At 53.3% G+C, this 17154-nt stretch carries 23 protein-coding genes; 7 read left to right on the top strand and 16 right to left on the bottom strand.

The window, feature by feature from the left end:
* Positions 1–468, top strand: a 468-nt coding sequence (locus AC2FNV_RS21165; protein WP_496774421.1) for an EamA family transporter, incomplete at its 5' end; no start/stop codon positions are given.
* On the opposite strand, the gene AC2FNV_RS21170 is transcribed toward AC2FNV_RS21165, so the two are convergent.
* From AC2FNV_RS21170 to AC2FNV_RS21180, 3 genes are all read right to left on the bottom strand, one after another.
* Entirely contained in the window at positions 465–629 is a 165-nt protein-coding gene (locus tag AC2FNV_RS21170; RefSeq protein ID WP_082029696.1) for a YdcH family protein, read from the bottom strand. The two genes, AC2FNV_RS21165 and AC2FNV_RS21170, sit on opposite strands and share 4 nt — an antisense overlap.
* Before the next feature lie 120 nt (positions 630–749).
* On the bottom strand, positions 750–1523 hold the full coding sequence (locus tag AC2FNV_RS21175) for a tRNA1(Val) (adenine(37)-N6)-methyltransferase (RefSeq protein WP_170474885.1): 774 nt from the start codon (positions 1521–1523) through the stop codon (positions 750–752).
* The gene (locus AC2FNV_RS21180) at positions 1520–1735 is read right to left on the bottom strand and encodes a putative signal transducing protein (RefSeq protein WP_170474882.1); all 216 of its coding nucleotides are present in this window, start codon (positions 1733–1735) and stop codon (positions 1520–1522) included. Before AC2FNV_RS21180 ends, AC2FNV_RS21175 begins: the two co-directional genes overlap by 4 nt.
* 56 nt (positions 1736–1791) lie before the next feature.
* On the opposite strand from AC2FNV_RS21180, the gene AC2FNV_RS21185 reads away from it, so the two are divergent.
* Positions 1792–2790 carry a polyprenyl synthetase family protein gene (locus tag AC2FNV_RS21185; RefSeq protein ID WP_170605957.1) on the top strand — a complete coding sequence of 333 codons (999 nt, stop codon included), beginning with the start codon at positions 1792–1794 and terminating at the stop codon, positions 2788–2790.
* Here AC2FNV_RS21185 and AC2FNV_RS21190 read toward each other — a convergent pair.
* The 4 genes from AC2FNV_RS21190 to soxR form a co-directional block, all read right to left on the bottom strand.
* The gene (locus AC2FNV_RS21190) at positions 2783–3595 is read right to left on the bottom strand and encodes a 4-(cytidine 5'-diphospho)-2-C-methyl-D-erythritol kinase (RefSeq protein WP_170605955.1); all 813 of its coding nucleotides are present in this window, start codon (positions 3593–3595) and stop codon (positions 2783–2785) included. The genes AC2FNV_RS21185 and AC2FNV_RS21190 overlap by 8 nt on opposite strands.
* Entirely contained in the window at positions 3585–5288 is a 1704-nt protein-coding gene (locus tag AC2FNV_RS21195; protein ID WP_174823198.1) for a tetratricopeptide repeat protein, read from the bottom strand. Before AC2FNV_RS21195 ends, AC2FNV_RS21190 begins: the two co-directional genes overlap by 11 nt.
* A 113-nt stretch (positions 5289–5401) precedes the next feature.
* Positions 5402–7048, bottom strand: coding sequence for an electron transfer flavoprotein-ubiquinone oxidoreductase (locus tag AC2FNV_RS21200; protein WP_170605953.1), 1647 nt, complete (start codon positions 7046–7048; stop codon positions 5402–5404).
* Between the two features lie 136 nt (positions 7049–7184).
* A complete protein-coding gene (gene soxR, locus AC2FNV_RS21205; RefSeq protein WP_170605951.1) occupies positions 7185–7640 on the bottom strand; it encodes a redox-sensitive transcriptional activator SoxR in 456 nt (151 codons plus the stop codon).
* A gap of 89 nt (positions 7641–7729) precedes the next feature.
* On the opposite strand from soxR, the gene AC2FNV_RS21210 reads away from it, so the two are divergent.
* From AC2FNV_RS21210 to AC2FNV_RS21220, 3 genes are all read left to right on the top strand, one after another.
* Entirely contained in the window at positions 7730–8107 is a 378-nt protein-coding gene (locus tag AC2FNV_RS21210; RefSeq protein WP_170605949.1) for a VOC family protein, read from the top strand.
* Positions 8108–8344: 237 nt separating this feature from the next.
* Entirely contained in the window at positions 8345–8815 is a 471-nt protein-coding gene (gene greA / locus AC2FNV_RS21215) for a transcription elongation factor GreA (protein ID WP_170474863.1), read from the top strand.
* Between the two features lie 14 nt (positions 8816–8829).
* On the top strand, positions 8830–9825 hold the full coding sequence (locus AC2FNV_RS21220; protein ID WP_170474860.1) for a hypothetical protein: 996 nt from the start codon (positions 8830–8832) through the stop codon (positions 9823–9825).
* Positions 9826–9835: 10 nt separating this feature from the next.
* Here AC2FNV_RS21220 and AC2FNV_RS21225 read toward each other — a convergent pair whose 3' ends face one another.
* From AC2FNV_RS21225 to fdhD, 5 genes are all read right to left on the bottom strand, one after another.
* Positions 9836–11113, bottom strand: a complete 1278-nt coding sequence (locus AC2FNV_RS21225; protein WP_174823191.1) for a molybdopterin-binding protein — start codon at positions 11111–11113, stop codon at positions 9836–9838.
* A gap of 12 nt (positions 11114–11125) precedes the next feature.
* Complete coding sequence (gene mobB, locus AC2FNV_RS21230; protein WP_170605947.1) at positions 11126–11644, bottom strand: molybdopterin-guanine dinucleotide biosynthesis protein B; 519 nt, start codon at positions 11642–11644, stop codon at positions 11126–11128.
* Positions 11641–12297 carry a molybdenum cofactor guanylyltransferase MobA gene (mobA, locus tag AC2FNV_RS21235; protein ID WP_302477832.1) on the bottom strand — a complete coding sequence of 219 codons (657 nt, stop codon included), beginning with the start codon at positions 12295–12297 and terminating at the stop codon, positions 11641–11643. Before mobA ends, mobB begins: the two co-directional genes overlap by 4 nt.
* Before the next feature lie 47 nt (positions 12298–12344).
* Positions 12345–13298, bottom strand: a complete 954-nt coding sequence (locus AC2FNV_RS21240; protein ID WP_170605945.1) for an AEC family transporter — start codon at positions 13296–13298, stop codon at positions 12345–12347.
* 111 nt (positions 13299–13409) lie between these two features.
* Positions 13410–14351, bottom strand: coding sequence for a formate dehydrogenase accessory sulfurtransferase FdhD (gene fdhD, locus AC2FNV_RS21245; RefSeq protein WP_170474852.1), 942 nt, complete (start codon positions 14349–14351; stop codon positions 13410–13412).
* Here fdhD and AC2FNV_RS21250 point away from each other — a divergent pair.
* Positions 14350–15066: an AzlC family ABC transporter permease gene (locus AC2FNV_RS21250; protein WP_170605943.1), complete on the top strand. Its 717-nt coding sequence runs from the start codon at positions 14350–14352 to the stop codon at positions 15064–15066. The two genes, fdhD and AC2FNV_RS21250, sit on opposite strands and share 2 nt — an antisense overlap.
* Positions 15063–15395, top strand: a complete 333-nt coding sequence (locus AC2FNV_RS21255; RefSeq protein ID WP_170605941.1) for an AzlD domain-containing protein — start codon at positions 15063–15065, stop codon at positions 15393–15395. The genes AC2FNV_RS21250 and AC2FNV_RS21255 overlap by 4 nt, the downstream gene beginning before the upstream one ends.
* On the opposite strand, the gene AC2FNV_RS21260 is transcribed toward AC2FNV_RS21255, so the two are convergent.
* The 4 genes from AC2FNV_RS21260 to AC2FNV_RS21275 all read right to left on the bottom strand — a co-directional run.
* On the bottom strand, positions 15384–16016 hold the full coding sequence (locus AC2FNV_RS21260; protein WP_170605939.1) for a hypothetical protein: 633 nt from the start codon (positions 16014–16016) through the stop codon (positions 15384–15386). The genes AC2FNV_RS21255 and AC2FNV_RS21260 overlap by 12 nt on opposite strands.
* 19 nt (positions 16017–16035) lie before the next feature.
* Positions 16036–16170, bottom strand: a complete 135-nt coding sequence (locus AC2FNV_RS21265; protein WP_170474840.1) for an aa3-type cytochrome c oxidase subunit IV — start codon at positions 16168–16170, stop codon at positions 16036–16038.
* An 83-nt stretch (positions 16171–16253) separates the two neighbouring features.
* A complete protein-coding gene (locus AC2FNV_RS21270; protein WP_170474836.1) occupies positions 16254–16799 on the bottom strand; it encodes a hypothetical protein in 546 nt (181 codons plus the stop codon).
* Positions 16786–17154 (bottom strand): glycerophosphodiester phosphodiesterase family protein (locus AC2FNV_RS21275; protein ID WP_496774432.1); only part of this gene is annotated, 369 nt, incomplete at its 5' end. The genes AC2FNV_RS21275 and AC2FNV_RS21270, both read right to left, overlap by 14 nt.

Consider the following 17154-nt stretch of genomic DNA (forward strand, 5'->3'; position numbering starts at 1 on the left):
GTAATTATTGGGGGTGGAGGCGGCACAGGTTTTCAAGCGCAATACCTGCCTGGTTATGCGTTGGCTCTGTTGTGCGCGTTGACTTGGTCGGGATATTCGGTGTTGTCACGAAGATTGGGCGATGTACCTACAAGCTCGGTCGCTGTTTTTTGCGTTGCAACTGCAATTGCTTCTTGGTGTTTGCATTTTGCATTGGAGGAAACTGTGATTCCTGGAAGCACGATTGGCTGGGCCTCCGTACTGGCGTTGGGGTTAGGACCAGTCGGGCTTGCCTTTTATGTCTGGGACATCGGCGTCAAACGCGGTGACATACAAATTTTAGGCACGGCGTCCTACGCCGCTCCGCTTCTGTCTACATTGGCACTTGTAGCGGCCGGGATCGCAACACCCACTTGGGGGCTTGCGATCGCAGCTTTTCTTATTACCGGAGGCGCGGCAATCGCTGCGCGTGCCAGCTTGAGGTCTTAGTTGGAGAGACGCTCAATTTCTTCCTTCAGCTTTAGTTTTTGTTTCTTGAGCTGGGCGATATGGAGATCATCGATACCTGGCGAGCGTTGGGCTTCTTCGACTTGGAGACCGAGACTTTCGTGTTTCTTCTTCAGCTCCGTCAGATGTGCACTCACGCTCATGGCGATCCTCCTTCTTTGGTTGCTTATATCACGTAAGAAGTTGATCACATCGTTTCCACCCTGTCACGCTGCAGGCGCACAGAATCTGTCACAAATTTTGTGAATCACGCTGATCTTTGCCTAGATGCTCGAAAATCCGGCCAACGCTGCGCCTTGTCGCAGGATTGCGGAAATTTCCGGAGCATAGCTATCGCCATCCCTAAGGTGCTTGGTACCTGCGTGCAAAACTACAGGCGCCAAAAGGCGAAAGGCCGCGCGCCCACCCTTGCGGGCCCGAAAAATCACGAGTTCTGCAGGTCGATCAGTGCGTGGAGCGATCGGCAGAACCTCAATGGATCCGACCTGCCCGGAGCAAGCCAACAACAGATCCTGCAAGCGATCAGCCTTTTGTATAATGTGCAGGTAACCGCGCGGCACTAATCTTTTCACTGCCACACTGACCCAGTCGGACAAGGCTGTGCGTTCGCCAAGGGCAATACTGCGACCTTGATCTTTCGCCGGGCTGTGTTCACCGGACCGATAATACGGCGGGTTCGCCAACACGTGATCGAACTGCTGCTGACGAATATCCAAAGGCAGGGCATTCAAATCGGCCGCAGCCACAGTCAACGGAAGCTTGTTGTCCTCAGCATTCCTTTTCGCAAGTTCAGCATAAGCTTCCTGCAATTCGACCCCGGTCGCGCGCAACTCAGGTACGCGAGCCATGAGGCACAATACCGCGGCTCCTGCGCCGCAGCCAAGTTCAAGAACGCTCTGGTTCACAGTCGCTGGTATAGATGCGGCAAGTAGAACCGGATCGATACCCGCGCGGTATCCCTTTCGTGGCTGCCACAAACGCAAACGCCCGCCCAGAAAATCGTTGCAGGTTAGATCACTGTCGGAAAACCGGTTCATCGCCCCAAAGGAATCTCATTGTCCCGCATAACACGTTCAGCGCGGGACAAATCATCAGCGCGCACCATTAGTCGCCGTGGAAATATCCCAATTCCACCTTCCAGGATGCTCATATTTACGTCCATCTGAAAGCAGTCTATATCCTCGCCCTCAAGAAGAGCTGATGCAAAGGCCAAGATCGTAGGGTCAGTGCTGCGTAAAAGTTCTTTCATGGGGATGGATGTAAGGGCAAGGTAGGGCGAAAGTCGAGCCTTGTGTCGGGAGTGTGATGACAGTCAGCGCAATTTCAAAGCCTCACGAGCGGCTGGCCGAAATTCTTTTCGATAAAATGGATGCGGTTAATTCGCTTATTCGAACACGTATGGCATCCGATCATGCGCCTCGGATACCCGAGGTAACGGCTCACCTTGTTGAGGCAGGCGGCAAGCGTTTACGCCCGATGTTGACGTTGGCGGCAGCTCGATTGTTCGGCTACACCGGCGATCATGACGTGCGTTTGGCCGCGACTGTGGAATTCATCCACACGGCCACGCTACTGCATGACGATGTTGTCGATGAAAGTTCCCAAAGGCGCGGTCGGCCCACCGCTAACCTTCTTTGGGACAATAAATCCAGCGTTTTGGTAGGCGACTATCTGTTTTCCCGCAGCTTCCAATTGATGGTAGAAACTGGTTCGCTCCGCGTTTTGGACATTCTCGCCAATGCCTCTGCCACCATCGCCGAGGGCGAGGTGCTGCAAATGACGGCCGCTACCGATCTTGCAACTGACGAAAGCGTGTATCTGCAAGTTGTTCGCGGAAAAACGGCAGCACTATTTTCTGCCGCGACTGAAGTGGGCGGTGTCATCGCAAATGCACCGGAACCACACGTACAGGCCCTGTTCGACTATGGTGATGCGTTGGGTATAGCGTTTCAGATTGCCGATGATCTTCTTGATTATCAGGGTGATAGCAAAGCTACTGGTAAAAATGTTGGCGATGATTTCAGGGAACGCAAGTTAACACTTCCCGTTATAAAGGCCGTCGCAAGATCAACGCCCGAAGAGCGTGCGTTTTGGGAACGGACAATTGCAAAAGGCCGTCAAGAAGATGCCGATCTGGATCACGCGCTTTGCCTGTTGAACAAACATGCAACGCTGGACGCAACCCGGGCAGATGCCGTTGCCTGGGCAACGAAAGCCAAGACTGCCCTAGCGCCCTTGCCGGATCACGAAATCAAGGCGTTGCTGCAGGATATAGCCGACTACGTTGTGTCGCGTATTAACTAAGGCGAGCGGCGCGACACCACCAACCGGGATGGGCCGCTCCAATTTCATGCGCCGCTAAAAGCGCTGCTTTCATGGATGGATACAGTGCGAAGCACGTCGACCCTGAACCCGACATCCGTGCCAAAAGTGATTGAGTTGTAGCGCGTAAAGCATCCAGCACAGTTGCGATTTGCGGTGCAATTGCCAGCGCCGGAGTTTCAAGATCATTGCGCTGCGTAGAAAGCCAAGCAGCACAGCTTTCGGGGGAAGAAAACTCCGGAAGGACGAAAGGCATCTCGGGATTATTCTTTGCCGTCAGAGAGTTGAACACTGGTCCGGTTTTCACGGCGACACCCGGGTTGACTAACACGGCTGGAAGGTCGGGCAGGACAATGGGCTCAGTGCGATCGCCGATTCCTTGCATTCTTGTTGCTCTGGCAAGCATGCAGACAGGAACATCCGCTCCCAGTGAAAGCGCAACATGTCGCGGTGAATCAGGGGCCAGCGTGCGCAAAGTCGCAGCAGCGTCAGAAGAGCCACCTCCGACGCCGCCTCCATGAGGCAGAGCCTTGTACAGATTTATATTCCCAGTCCAATTAGCAGCCTGAGCAGCCTGCCAAACCAGATTGCGCTCGTCCACGGGAACACCGGCGGCAAATTCTCCGGTTACATTCACAGAAAGCTTTTGGCCCGGCGAGAATTCAAGTGAGTCTCCAAGGTCCGCAAATGCCACGAGTGAATCCAACAGATGATAACCGTCGGCGCGTTGACCGGTGATATGCAAGGTCAGATTTATTTTGGCAGGCGCAAAGGCCTTAGCCATCATTTGCGACTTTCAATGGATCTGCACCTTCTTCTTCCAGCACAATATCAAGACCAACCTCGATTTTACGGCGAATACGATCTGGATCTGCTTCACCGTCGGTGTCTTCGGGGTCGATAAAAGACAAGGCTCGCTTCCACTGGAATTCGGCCTCTCTCGCTCGGTCAACGGCCCAGTAGACGTCGCCCAAATGATCGTTGACCACTGGATCCACAGGCATCAGTTCGACCGCTCGCTCCATGTGATCCACTGCCTCGTCGTAACGGCCCAGTCGGAACAGAACCCAACCAAGGCTATCCACGATGTAGCCGCTGTCTGGGCGCGCGATGACAGCGCGTTCTATCATTTCCAGCGCTTCATCCAACTTCTCTCGCCGCTCGACCAACGAATAACCAAGGTAATTGAGTACTTGGGGCTGATCAGGATTCAGCTCTAAAGCCTTACGGAAATCGGCCTCAGCATTTTCCCAGTTTTTGAGTCTCTCATGCGAGATTCCGCGCGCATAATACAAAAACCAGTTACTGCCAGCATCTTCCTCAGTCAGATTTATTGCTGTGTCATAAGAAGTTACAGCTGCCGCGTAGTCTTCTTGTTGTCGCAACAAGTCGGCCAAAGCCACGTGTACGCCTGGCAGGTCTGGCTTCTGAACAGCCAGACTTTGCAGAACTTCAACAGCAGCATCCGTTTTGCCAGACTGGCGTAGAACTTCGGCTCGGCCCAGTTCTGCGGCGTGGTGGTCAAAACTGTCCGGCGGGACCATGCGATAGGCTTCCACAGCAAGATCGTATTGCCGCAGCTCTTCCAGCAATTCTGCGGTTAGTAAAATTGCGTCGATATGGTCTTTACGCAGGAAACTGGCAATCCGGGCGTACAACAGAACGTAGTCATCTGCTGCATCTGAATTCAACGCCGCGCCAACTGAAAAGAAAATTTCGGCCATACCGTCTTGCGGCGACCTTACATGTGTAAAGGGCAGAGTTTCTCCTGCCCTTAAACGCGCAACGTAATTGTCAATAAACGGATCATTGCCCGAAGCGAACACATCGTCCAAAAACTCCAGAGCGTCTTGATTTCTGTCCAGTTGCGACAGGATTTCGGCCCGAGCAAGCGCCGCTCGGCGCGAGATGCGTGACACCGAACCATTATCGGTACCAAAGACCTCTTCGGCGCCTTCAAAGTCGCCAATCGAAGCCAACGCCAGGGCCTTGTGATAAAGCGCAAACTCTCTCAGGCCTTCCTGTGTAGCGACGGTATCGAACTGCTCCATCGCCTGAGACACGGAACCTTTCCCAATATGGGCCCATGCGATCATCAACCCGTCAACCAATGGTCCTACACCTTGGGTTTCCGGGTCTCGGGAAAGAAGCTCGTCCAATTGGTCCTGATTGATCAAGTTAGCATAGATCACCATGCGTCCGGCTTGGTTCGGAACAGGTAGTTGATCCATTATTTCTGCAACGGGCTTGGCGCCTTCGATATCACCCAATGCGATGCGCGCAAGCAGAACGCTTTCCAAAAGCTGTTCGTTTTCAGGATCAAAATTCAGCGCCTTAGAATAGTATCTCTCAGCGGCGACATAATCACTTTGATATATTGCCTGACGTCCGGCCAGATATGAACCAGAGCCCGTATCAGCAAATGCCGACGATGCAATGAAAGAGGTGAAGGCCGCAGTTGCAACCGCGCGACGGACCAATGGAAGCACCGATATCCTGCCTTGTTGTCGTTGTTTGGCGGATAAGCTAGGGCCTGGCGACCCATGTGGCAATGGCTGAGCCCTCTAGACCCTGCCAATACACCTATTTTTGCTTACATATTGGGATAATTCGGCCCATCTCCGCCTTGTGGTGTGGTCCACGTAATATTTTGGCTGGGATCTTTGATATCACATGTCTTGCAGTGGACACAGTTCTGAAAGTTTATGACGAATCGCGGTCCGTTCTCATCTTCGACCATTTCATATACACCTGCAGGGCAGTACCGCTGTGCAGGTTCGTCGAACTTGGGCAAGTTGACCTTGACCGGGATTTCCGGGTCCGCCAGCTTCAGGTGACAGGGCTGACTTTCCTCGTGATTGGTCGCGGAAAAGGAAACATTGGTCAATCGATCAAAAGATAGCGTGCCATCTGGCTTGGGATAGTCGATGGCTGCGTGCTTGCTCGCATCCTCGGTTGACTCGGCGTCATTCTTTCCGTGTCCCAAAGTGCCAAACAGAGAAAAACCAAGCGTGTTGGTCCACATGTCCAGACCGCCCAGCGCAAGCGACGCCGTAAGGCCCCATTTCGACCACATCGGTTTGACATTGCGTACCTTTTTCAGGTCCTTGCCGATTGGGCCATTTCTTACTTCGGTTTCGTAATCAGTCAAATCGTCACCTAAACGATCAGCTTTTAGGGCATCATAGGCAGCCTCCGCAGCTGATTTGCCCGAAAGCATCGCGTTATGATTACCTTTGATGCGCGGGACATTGACCATGCCCGCGGAACAGCCAAGTAAGGCGACGCCGGGTGCCACGAGTTTTGGCATGGATTGGTAACCCCCTTCGGTGATCGCACGCGCACCGTAAGCGACACGTTTGCCGCCTTTCAGCAGATCAGCGACCATAGGATGGTGCTTGAAACGCTGGAACTCCATGTAAGGGTACAGATGAGGGTTTTTATAATTCAGATGAACCACGAAACCGACGTAAACCTGATTATTCTCAAGATGATAGATGAACGATCCACCGCCTGCGTTTCCACCCAGTGGCCAACCCATCGTGTGCGTGACCGAGCCTTCTTTGTGCTTGGCCGGGTCGATCTCCCAAATCTCTTTCATTCCGACGCCGTACTTCTGCGGCTCTTTACCGGCCTGCAGATCGTATTTGGCAATAACTTCTTTGGAAAGCGAGCCGCGCACACCTTCTGATAGGAATACGTATTTGCCGTGCAGCTCCATACCAGGCTCGGTATTTGGACCGTATGAACCATCAGGTTCCAGCCCAAACACGCCAGCCACAACTCCTTTGACTTCGCCGTTGCCGCCATAAACCAATTCGGAACAGGCCATGCCGGGGAAAACTTCAACCCCTAACTCTTCTGCTTGCTCAGCCATCCATCGGCAAACATTGCCCATTGAGACGATGTAATTCCCATGGTTATTCATCAGCGGAGGCATCGGGAAGTTGGGAATTCGCAACTGACCGGCTTCGCCCAGCATGTAAAAATTGTCTTCGGTCACCGGCGTCTTCAACGGGGCGCCTTTTTCCCTCCAGTCTGGTATGAGAGCGTCCAGACCGCATGGATCGAGCACTGCGCCAGACAGAATGTGCGCGCCTACTTCCGAGCCCTTTTCCAGAACCACCACGTTCAGGTCGGCGTCGAGCTGCTTAAGACGGATGGCCGCAGACAGGCCTGCGGGACCCGCACCTACAATCACAACGTCATATTCCATCGCTTCGCGTTCAATTTCGGCCATCGCGGGCTCCTTAGCTAACTTTCCGAACTGGCGCTCACATTGCATGGTCTGCGCAATTTTGTTTCTCGGCTGATTACATGGGAAGAAAGACCCGGGTCAATCGAAACACGGCGTAACAGTGCTGCAATGCGGCAGTTCAGCCCTCTGGCTTGTCGCCCATCAGGTATCGGGGACCGCTACCGGAAGCGTTTGCGCGGTCGTCAGGGTTGTAAAGGGCGCATTTTGGCAAACTCAGGCAACCGCAACCAATGCAACCGTCTAAGTTGTCTCGCAATCGTATCAACGTGTCGATTCGTTGATCCAGATATGCGCGTAGGTCTTTGCTGATTACTCTCCAGTCTTTTGGCGTCGGGGTGCGGTTTCCGGGCAAACCCGATAGCACGCTCCGAATCTCCGGTAACGTCAGGCCAAATTGCTGCGCAATCATAACAAAGCTTAGGCGCCTGATATCCGCGCGCTGGTAGCGCCGTTGCCCTCCTGCGTTTCGCCACGGGGTGATCAAACCCTGCTCTTCGTAATACCGAATGGCCGAAACCGCCAATCCTGTGCGCCGGGCCAAAGCGCCAATCGCCAGCCCCTCATGTACAGTCATCGAGGTTCATAAAATTCCTTGACCTAAAGTTAGGTTTAGAAATTAGATTGAGTCGTGCCAAGCATCAAGACAAAAGAGGAGATCGCAAAATGGCGACGCTTGAACACACAAATTTCACTGTCCGTGACCCACAGGCCACCGCCGCGTGGATGAAGGATGTATTTGACTGGAAAGTTCGCTGGGAAGGACCTGCCATTGCGGGCGGCTACACCGTCCATGTTGGAAGCCAACACACTTATCTGGCTCTTTACGCTCCGAATAATCCAAAAATAACAGGCGAAAGCAGCTATGACATCGTTGGTGGCCTTAATCACGTTGGCGTTCTGGTCGAGGACATTGATGCCATGGAAGCCAAAGTTCGAAAAGCCGGGTTTGAACCACACAACCATGCAGATTACGAGCCGGGCAAACGATTCTACTTTGACGATGACGACGGAATCGAATTTGAAGTTATTCAATATGATTGAAATGCTTTGGTTGTGCACACCTTCTGACAAGTGGCGAAGCAGTAAGTATCATGATTATCGGCATAGACGCCACCCTAGCCAGCAAGAACGGCGTCAAGCCGCGAATTGAGCGCTTGGTTTCTGTGACCTCTTGCAATTCACGCCTCATTTAGGTCAGGTATCTGATAACCCATCCTATCGCCCCGACGCTTATCCCATGCGGCGGGGCGTCACAATTTATGTGTGGACAAAGAGAAAATGGAAAAGATTCCAATGACGCCTGCGGGCTTTTCAGCGCTTGAGGCCGAGCTAAAGAACCTGAAATCCGTCGAGCGCCCGGCGATCATCGAAGCCATTGCCTCTGCTAGGGAACTTGGCGACCTAAAAGAAAATGCCGAGTACCATTCAGCCCGAGAAAAACAAGGTTTCATCGAGGGCCGCATCAAAGAGCTGGAGGGTATCCTGTCATTGGCTGATGTGATTGATCCGACTAAATTGACAGGGGCGGTTAAATTCGGCGCGAAGGTATCGTTGGTGGATGAGGACACTGACGAAGAAAAAACCTGGCAGATTGTAGGAGAGTATGAGGCCAATATAGAAAGCGGTTTGCTAAACATTAAGTCGCCCCTAGCCCGCGCTTTAATCGGCAAAGACGAGGGCGACAGTGTCGAGGTAAGTACCCCGGGGGGAGTGCGTTCCTATGAAATTCTGAGTGTCGAATACGCCTGACCGGAGCCGTTGTAATGTCGGAACCCAGTCAAGAAAAAGACATTGAAGCGCCAACCTCGCTGGGCATATACGATCGCCCGAGTAGAGCTGTTGTGACCGAAGTGGAAATAATCGCTCTTATTTTGAGCGTGATCTGGTTGGTTGTGTCGGTGGTGTTCCTGGTATTGCCGGGAACTCCGCAGGGTGGCGGGTTCATAGTCACCTTTCTGGCCGTATTTCTACCCGTGGCAATGATTTGGGTGGCGGCGACAGCGATGCGTGCCAGCCGGGTCATGCGTGAGGAAAGTGAACGGCTTCAAACCGCAATAGACGCGATCCGCCACGCCTATGTCACACAGCAACAACGGGCAGCCAGCACTTACGAACCGGCAGTTGGAAAGAAGCTGGACGAAATCGCGGAGACAGCCAAGAAAACTGAAACTGCAGTAGCTACTTTTTCCTCTGGCCGCCATGAACCGACCCGGGTCAATGCACCTAAAACCCAGCCGGATAATCAGACCATGCTGGAGTTGGGTACACCAGCGGAAGAAATCGCGCCGCCTCTGACAACCGAGGTCTTTATCCGAGCATTGAATTTTCCTGAAACCCAGGACGATGCCCAAGGTTTCGACGCCTTGCGGATGGCCTTGAAAGATCGCAAAGCCTCACTTTTGGTGCAGGCATCGCAGGATATTCTTACCCTACTCAGTCAAGAAGGGATTTACATGGATGACCTGCGCCCCGATATGGCGCGCCCAGAGGTCTGGCGGCAATTCGCTCAAGGGGCCCGCGGTAGGTCGGTGGCGGCGCTTGGGGGAATCCGCGACCGTTCATCGTTGGCCCTGACTGCAGCGAGAATGAAGCAAGATCCCATTTTCCGGGATGCTGCACACCACTTTTTGCGAAGGTTCGACCGAATGATTTCAGACTTTGAGCCAGAGGCCAGCGATGCTGATCTAAGCGCTCTGGGCGAAACCCGGACAGCGCGCGCTTTCATGTTGCTTGGGCGTGTCGCGGGAACGTTCGACTAAGTTGCCCAAGTTACAGATTGAAACTGCTGTACGGAATAAACCTGATCGGATCACCGGGGGCGATATGGCGGGCGCCATCTTCAATTTCAACCAGCCCCTCGGACCAGCTTAGGCCGCTGATACGACCGGACCCTTCAGAATGGAACGCTTCAACCCGTCCATCACGAACACGGGCGCGCAGATATTCACGGCGTCCCGGTTTCTTGCGTTTCTCAAAAGCTGCAGGCAAGTCAAACCCCAGCGGCATCTGCCAACCTGCACCCGCCATCAAACTTAGGGCTGGACGGGCAAATATTAGGGTGCAAACCAATGCAGCCACAGGGTTGCCAGGCAAACCAAAAACCGGAGCTCCATTCCACATACCCAGCGCAAGCGGCCGACCCGGCTTCAACGCGATCCGCCATTGCTGCATCGCACCTGCCTGACGTAACAATCCTGATACGTGATCTTCGTCACCTGCCGACGCACCGCCGCTGGTCAAAATCACGTCCGCCTGCTCTGCCGCTTTGTTCAAGCGCGCACGCAATACATCTGGATCATCACCAACCCTGCCCAGATCAACCGGTTCGAAACCCATTTGCTCTACCAGCGATAAAAGCATCGGCCGGTTCGCATCAAAAATCTGCCCCAGACCTGCGGGCTCACCCGGGCTGACCAGTTCATCCCCTGTCGACATTACCGCCACGCGTAACGGTGCGTAGACGTTAACTTCAGCTACCCCGACCGCTGCCAGCAACCCAATATCTGCCGATGTCAATCTCCGACCGGCAGGCAAGACCAGATCTCCCGCTTTGACGTCTTCGCCGGCTTGACGCGTGTTGGCCCTCAGCTTCAACGGCCCATGAAAAGCTATGTGCCCGTCCCGAACGTTTACGTCTTCTTCCAAAATGACGGTGTTTACACCAGCGGGCAACGCAGCGCCGGTCAGAACACGTATGGCTTGCCCTGCCGGTACTGTTCCATTGAACGGTACCCCCGCCGCCGCTCTCCCTTCCGCCAAAGGAAACACATGTGCACCTTCAGGGATCGCACCAGCAAACCCATAGCCGTCCACCGCTGAATTTGGTTGCGGTGGATTCGAACGGGCCGCGACTACATCTGTGGCCAAGATGTGACCAAAAGCCCGAACTGACCGCATTGAGATCGCTGCTTTGACGGGCCGCAATCTTTCGCGCAGCAAGGCAAGTGCTTCGTCCACTGGAGTCCAGTTCACACCCGCCGGAAGCGCAAAACAGTCATTGCGCAGCGGAGGTGGGGCAATATCCGGTGGTGCGGGTTGTTTAATCAATTCCAGCGTCCTTCAATTGCTGTGTTGGTCCGAAAGAGGAGCAAGTGCAACTTCGTTCAGGATAAAGTCTGCGATAGCCTGCGTATCATTCAGGTCAAAGACAGGCACATCAAGATGCAATGGTGTGTCGCTGGCCACAGCTCGGACAGTTTTGTTTTCCGGCGCTATCAACTGAGTTCCGGCTACAGCCCTGAACGCTTCGATCTTTGGATGGTTTTCCTGTTTGTACCCCTCGATCAAAACCAGATCGACTGGCGAGAGCCGAGCCAGAAGATCGTGCAGTTGCGGCTCGGGCTCACCGCGCAATTCCTGCATTAGCGCCACACGTTGTCCCGAGGCTAATAGCACCTCAGATGCACCAGCCACCCGATGGCGATAACTGTCGCGGCCCGGTTGGTCTACGTCAAAGGAGTGATGAGCGTGTTTTATTGTCGAAACCGTGAAACCGCGGACAGTAATCTCTGAGACCAGTCGTTCCATCAACCCAGTTTTGCCAGCATTCTTCCAGCCGGTGACACCGTAAACCTTCATGTCTGTTCCAGCATTTTTTCTGCCTGAATAAGGTCTTCGGGCGTGTTTACGTTAAAGAATGGGTCGACTTGACCAACCGGGAAAAGCGCCTCGCGACCTTCATGCTTGTCAGTCCACAAAACAACTTTGCGTAGGCCAGTGTTCAGAGCTTTCCGCAAATCGTCGCGGAGAGCAACCGGCCAGAGTCCGAAAGTCGGGTGTCGATTCAGCCTCTTACCGCCTCCGGATTTTAACAACTCATCACCGAGTCGAGGAGTAGTCGCCAAGACCAATGGATGGCCCTGCCCTTCGGATTCCCGAATCAAGCGGTCGGCCAGATCAAGTGGGAAAAAAGGGGTATCGGCAGCCACGCTTACTATACAGTCCGCGCCTTGTTCTGCCGCCCAATCAAGCCCAGCCAATACCCCAGCTAACGGCCCTGCAAAACCGTCGATCGAATCCTGCAGAACGGGTAAATTCAAATCGGCAAAACGACCCGGATCACCATTTGCATTCAGAGCCATACCGTTCACCTGAGGGCCTAAGCGGGCAACCACACGGCTCAGCAGTGTTTGCCCACCAATTTTCAGCAAGCTCTTGTCACCTCCGCCCATTCGGGTGGCAAGGCCACCAGCAAGGATGACGCCGAGAGGGTATCTCGTTCCTTTACTCAATCGCTTCTACCTAAATGTTCCGTCATCCGCTGATTTGTAGATCGAACTCAATTCAATTGGAACGCGTTTGGATAAAGATGGTGCAGAACAAACAGCCACATGATCAACGTACCAACTGACAAGAACGAAGTCGCGGACACGATATGGGCCGCAAGCTTAGGTTCCTGATCATAGTGCTTGGCAAGAAGGAAGATGTTTTTTGCTGTAGGAACCGCAGCAGAGACAGTTGCAGCAATGGTCCAGAGCGGATCAAGCCCGATCAAATGAGCAGCTAACAAAACAAAACCCGGGGCAACGATCAGTTTTACGACCGTCAAAAAGAGAATCAGAGGCCCCGTTTGGACGATCGTTCTTACGCTGGTCGTGAATCCAATCGCAAAAAGAGCGACAGCCGCCAAAGCCTGACTGAGCAATTCGAGGTAATCCGAAACAGCGTCAGAAAACCCAATACCTGTGAAAGAGTAAGCTACGCCCAACAAAGTCGCAGCTATTATCGGGTTCTTCAAAACATTCAGCAGAATCTTGTGTATTGGGGTTTTGGTACTTGCCTTATGCCCAGCTGTGGTTTCAAGAACCGCAGTCATGATCAACAGCAAAATAGCGACAACAAGGTTGGCGAGTACAGCAGGTAATGCGCCTTTGGATCCAAAGATCGCGTGAAGAACGGGCAGCGCAACCAGCGCAGTGTTAGAAGCAACCCCTGCAAAGGCCGCAACAGTGGCCGAAGCGACTTGAAAGTTCAGCGCAACTTTTAGGCAGAAAAACAGCAGCACGAACACAACCAGCAATGTGCCACCGTAGGAAATATAGAAACCAAAATTCAGGAGATTTGCGAATTCCTCTTGCCCAATCAGGTAGAACATGATTGCGGGTATAAGAACGTAAACCGCGAATTGAACCAACGCGTCAGATGTCTCTTCACTCAGAAGCTTTGTCCAGGAAAACGCATAGCCTGTCACGATTACGGCAAATACCGGCGCAATAAGGTTGATTAATTCCATGGCTCTCTCAGGTAACGGGCATCAAATTCCCTGCATCCTCTTATGCCATGTTAAGGCACATCCTTCGGAATTCGCAGTATTTTCTCTGATCCAGTTGAATGCGCAGGCAATTCAGGCTTGAGAGCTTTTTCTTTTGTGCTTTTTTTCTTCGACCGGAACGGTTGCCGGATCTGCATCCCGAACAAGCCGATCATCACCAGAGAGGCACACAAATCTTTGACCGCGCATGCGCCCGATCAAAGTCAGCCCTACCTCGCGTGCGATCTCAACACCCCAGGCGGTAAATCCGGACCGTGATGCCAAGACCGGGATGCCCATCATAGCCGTCTTAATCACCATTTCCGAGGTCAGCCGCCCCGTTGTATAAAGGATCTTGTCTGATGCCTCTTCGCCTTCGGACAACATCCAACCCGCGATCTTATCAACTGCATTGTGGCGTCCGACATCCTCCATGTAGACCAACGGCCGGTTTTGACGACACAGGACGGTCCCGTGAATCGCCCCGGCCTCAAGATACAGAGACGGTGTTCTGTTGATTTTGGAGGCCAAATCGTACAGCCAAGAAGTGCGGACTTGAACTTGTGGAAGGCGCACGCCCTCCAATCCCTCCATCATGTCACCAAAGACGGTGCCGACAGCGCAGCCGCTTGTGCGCGTTTTTTTCCTCAACTTCTCCTCATAAGAAGTTTGTCGCGCGGTGCGAACAACTACAGTTTCCAGATCATCGTCGAATTCGACACCAGTGATTTCATCATCATGTAACAACATTCCTTGGTTGCGCAGGAAACCCAGCGCAAGGTATTCGGGATAGTCGCCAATGGTCATCGCGGTAACGATTTCCTGAGAATTCAGGAATATCGTCAATGGGCGCTCTTCAACCACCGATATCTGGCTTGCTTCACCATTCTGGTCTACGCCATCGACCGCGCGGGTCAGGCGTGGGGCACCGGGGTCTGGCGCGATAACATATTCCGACAAATCCAGTTCCGTGACCAATTGCAACCCTTTCCTAAGATCGCTAGTACCTCGACCAACACCATAGGATTTAGCCATGGCAAGCACCACATCCAACTCATTTTATTGGAGGGGTTTTCGAGACGGGGCGCCTTTCGTCTTTGTTGCTTTTCCCTTCGGCACCTTGTTTGGCGTATTCGCAACCGAGGCAGGGTTGAACATTGTTCAGACAATGGCCCTTACCTCGACGGTGTTTGCAGGTGCTGCACAATTCACCGCGCTGCAACTGCTGCAGGATCAGACACCGACAGCGATTATTCTGGTATCAGCCCTAGCTGTTAACTTACGGATGGCAATGTACTCAGCTTCACTCACGCCCTATCTGGGTGCAGCTCCCTTGTGGCAACGAGCCGCAGCTGCGTATCTTTTGGTTGATCAGTCCTATGCCTGTTCCATTGTCCAGTTCGAGAAAGAACCAGCAATGACGATCGCACAGCGCATTGCTTATTTCTTTGGTTCTGCCACACCGGTCACGCCCGTTTGGATTGTCGCTACTTATTTGGGTGCTGTACTGGGAACGCGAATTCCTGAAAGCTGGGCGTTGGATTTTGCGCTGCCCATCGCTTTTCTGGCCATGATCGGTCCGATGATGCGAACCCTACCCCACGTAGTTGCAGCGTTGGGGGCAATAATCGCATCCTTGTTGTCGGCGGGGGTACCTTACAATCTTGGCCTGCTGATTGCTGGCTGCGCAGGAATGATAGCCGGCGCACAGGCTGAATTAATTGCAACACGCAAAAGTGCGAAAGCATGACCCAAGTCGACCCGGTTACAATCTGGACAATTATCGTCGGGCTGGCCATTGGCAGCTATGCCTTAAGGTTCACGTTCATAGGTCTTGTCGGGGACCGTTCAATGCCACCTTGGTTGCTGCGTCATTTGCGTTATACGGCAGTGGCAATCATACCAGCGCTGATCGCACCGGCTGTTGCCTGGCCAACAGCAACCGATGGTCAACCGGACGCCGCGCGCATGACCGCTGCTGCTGTTACGCTGACTGTCGGATTGTACACAAAGAACGTGATTTCGGCGATGTTCACAGGTGCAGCAACGCTTTACGGATTGCTCTACCTACTGGGTTGAAACCGCTTCCAATTGGTTAAGGCGCGCATTGTTGAAGGCCAGACCTGTTTGAAGATCGGCATCATCGTTTTCCCGATACTCAGCCGTTTGCACGCCTGGCAAATCAGCAAATTGTTCGGACAGGTTAACCGGATAGAATGTTGTGTTTATCTGTCTAAAACCCGGTACCTGCTGCAATAGCTGAGACGTCGAGTTCGTACAAAATGCTCCGGCTACGGGTCCCATCTGTTTGGCCAGTTGCAACGCAACCTCTGCCTGCTGCGGTGTCACTTCGATGGTTTGGATGCGGGCATAGTGGGATTCGCGTGCATGAGAACTGCGATACGCGCGTTCCACATTAGGAGTTATCCCATAAAGCACGTCGTTCCTTATCGGAACGACATCCGCCCTGAAAGAGCCTGCAGGGTCAAAGATTACCCGCTCGCTGCCGCTGATCATTAAAGACGTATGCGCTCCGGAACCTGTCCGGGTATTGATCATCGTATACAGTGTCAGTGTCGATGGCCCCGGATCGCGATAGGATCGGGAGGCTATCTCAGACTGATCAGCCTGTGGCCGCTGCGATCCAGCGCAGCCCGAAACAGTCGCTGCCAAAAGGCACGCAATCAAAAACCTGAACACTGCCGCCCCCAACGTCAAATTAAGACGCAAAGACCGCCAGGAACAGGCATAGGAAGGCGATGACCACCACGCACCAGACGGTGAACTTTATAAAACCTTCAAAGGTTTTGGTTTGAACGGTGATGTCCATTTCGCCGTGCTTATATTCAGCCATGATTCCAAGATTCCCAATTCGTATGTTTGAAATGTTGGATAATGGAAATTCTCCTGCCTGTCACGACGTCAATCGCGCGCAGGTCAGCGAGATTTGAAAACCGAACACCCCGGATATCCAAAACCCCAGCGCCAAGGCAATCCGCTGCAGGGGCCTCCGCCAAATCTCACTGCCATAAACATCGCTTCAGCGGTTATGGAATGGGCAGATCGAATCTGGTCCTCAGACATTTCATACCGCGACGCATACTCTTCTGCATGGCTTTCACCGTGGGATTTTACGCAGGATCTGAGCGCATCATCCGCCTGTAAACGGGCGTCGAAACTTTCCTCTGCGTTTTGCGAACCGCCAGCATTGTGGTACGCGCGGTCGTGAGTAACACAGCAGTTTTCCCATGGCGGATGCTCTTCGTACAGGACACCGAATTTTGGAAACGTATCTGCGAGCAAACGCCAACTGGAGGACAACCCGCCTGAGCAGCCATCAGTTTCAAATTCGTTTGGCTGTGTGTTTGCCCGGGCCTCCATCAGCGCGCGATGTGCGGGCATCTCGACATTTCGGATCAAGTCCTGCGCCGCACTCGCCGTCGCAAGACAGATCAATGCCACGCTCCACCTAAGGACTGTCATCTCGCATCTCGTCAGTATCGATCGACAGGCCAAACGTTGTTGCTAACCATAGCAACAATCGCTCGCCCGGACCCATCTCAGCACGCACGCGCAAAACCTCGCGTGCCATAGCAGGTCGGTCGGTGATCAACCCGTCTACGCCCATGGAAGCCATCGATGACATCTGCAATGGGTCATTCACCGTCCAAACATAGATGTCCTTGCCAGACTCATGGACCTTCCGGATCAAACCCGGCGACACCGTTGCCGCATTCACGGCAACAAAATCGCCATCCAACCCACTCAAGTCCCCCACAGCGGTTGCGGCCAGAACTCCAGCTCTCCAATCGGGGCGCAGCGCCTTCATTTTCTGGAC

This window comes from Ruegeria sp. BHSA163 (genome assembly GCF_059613365.1).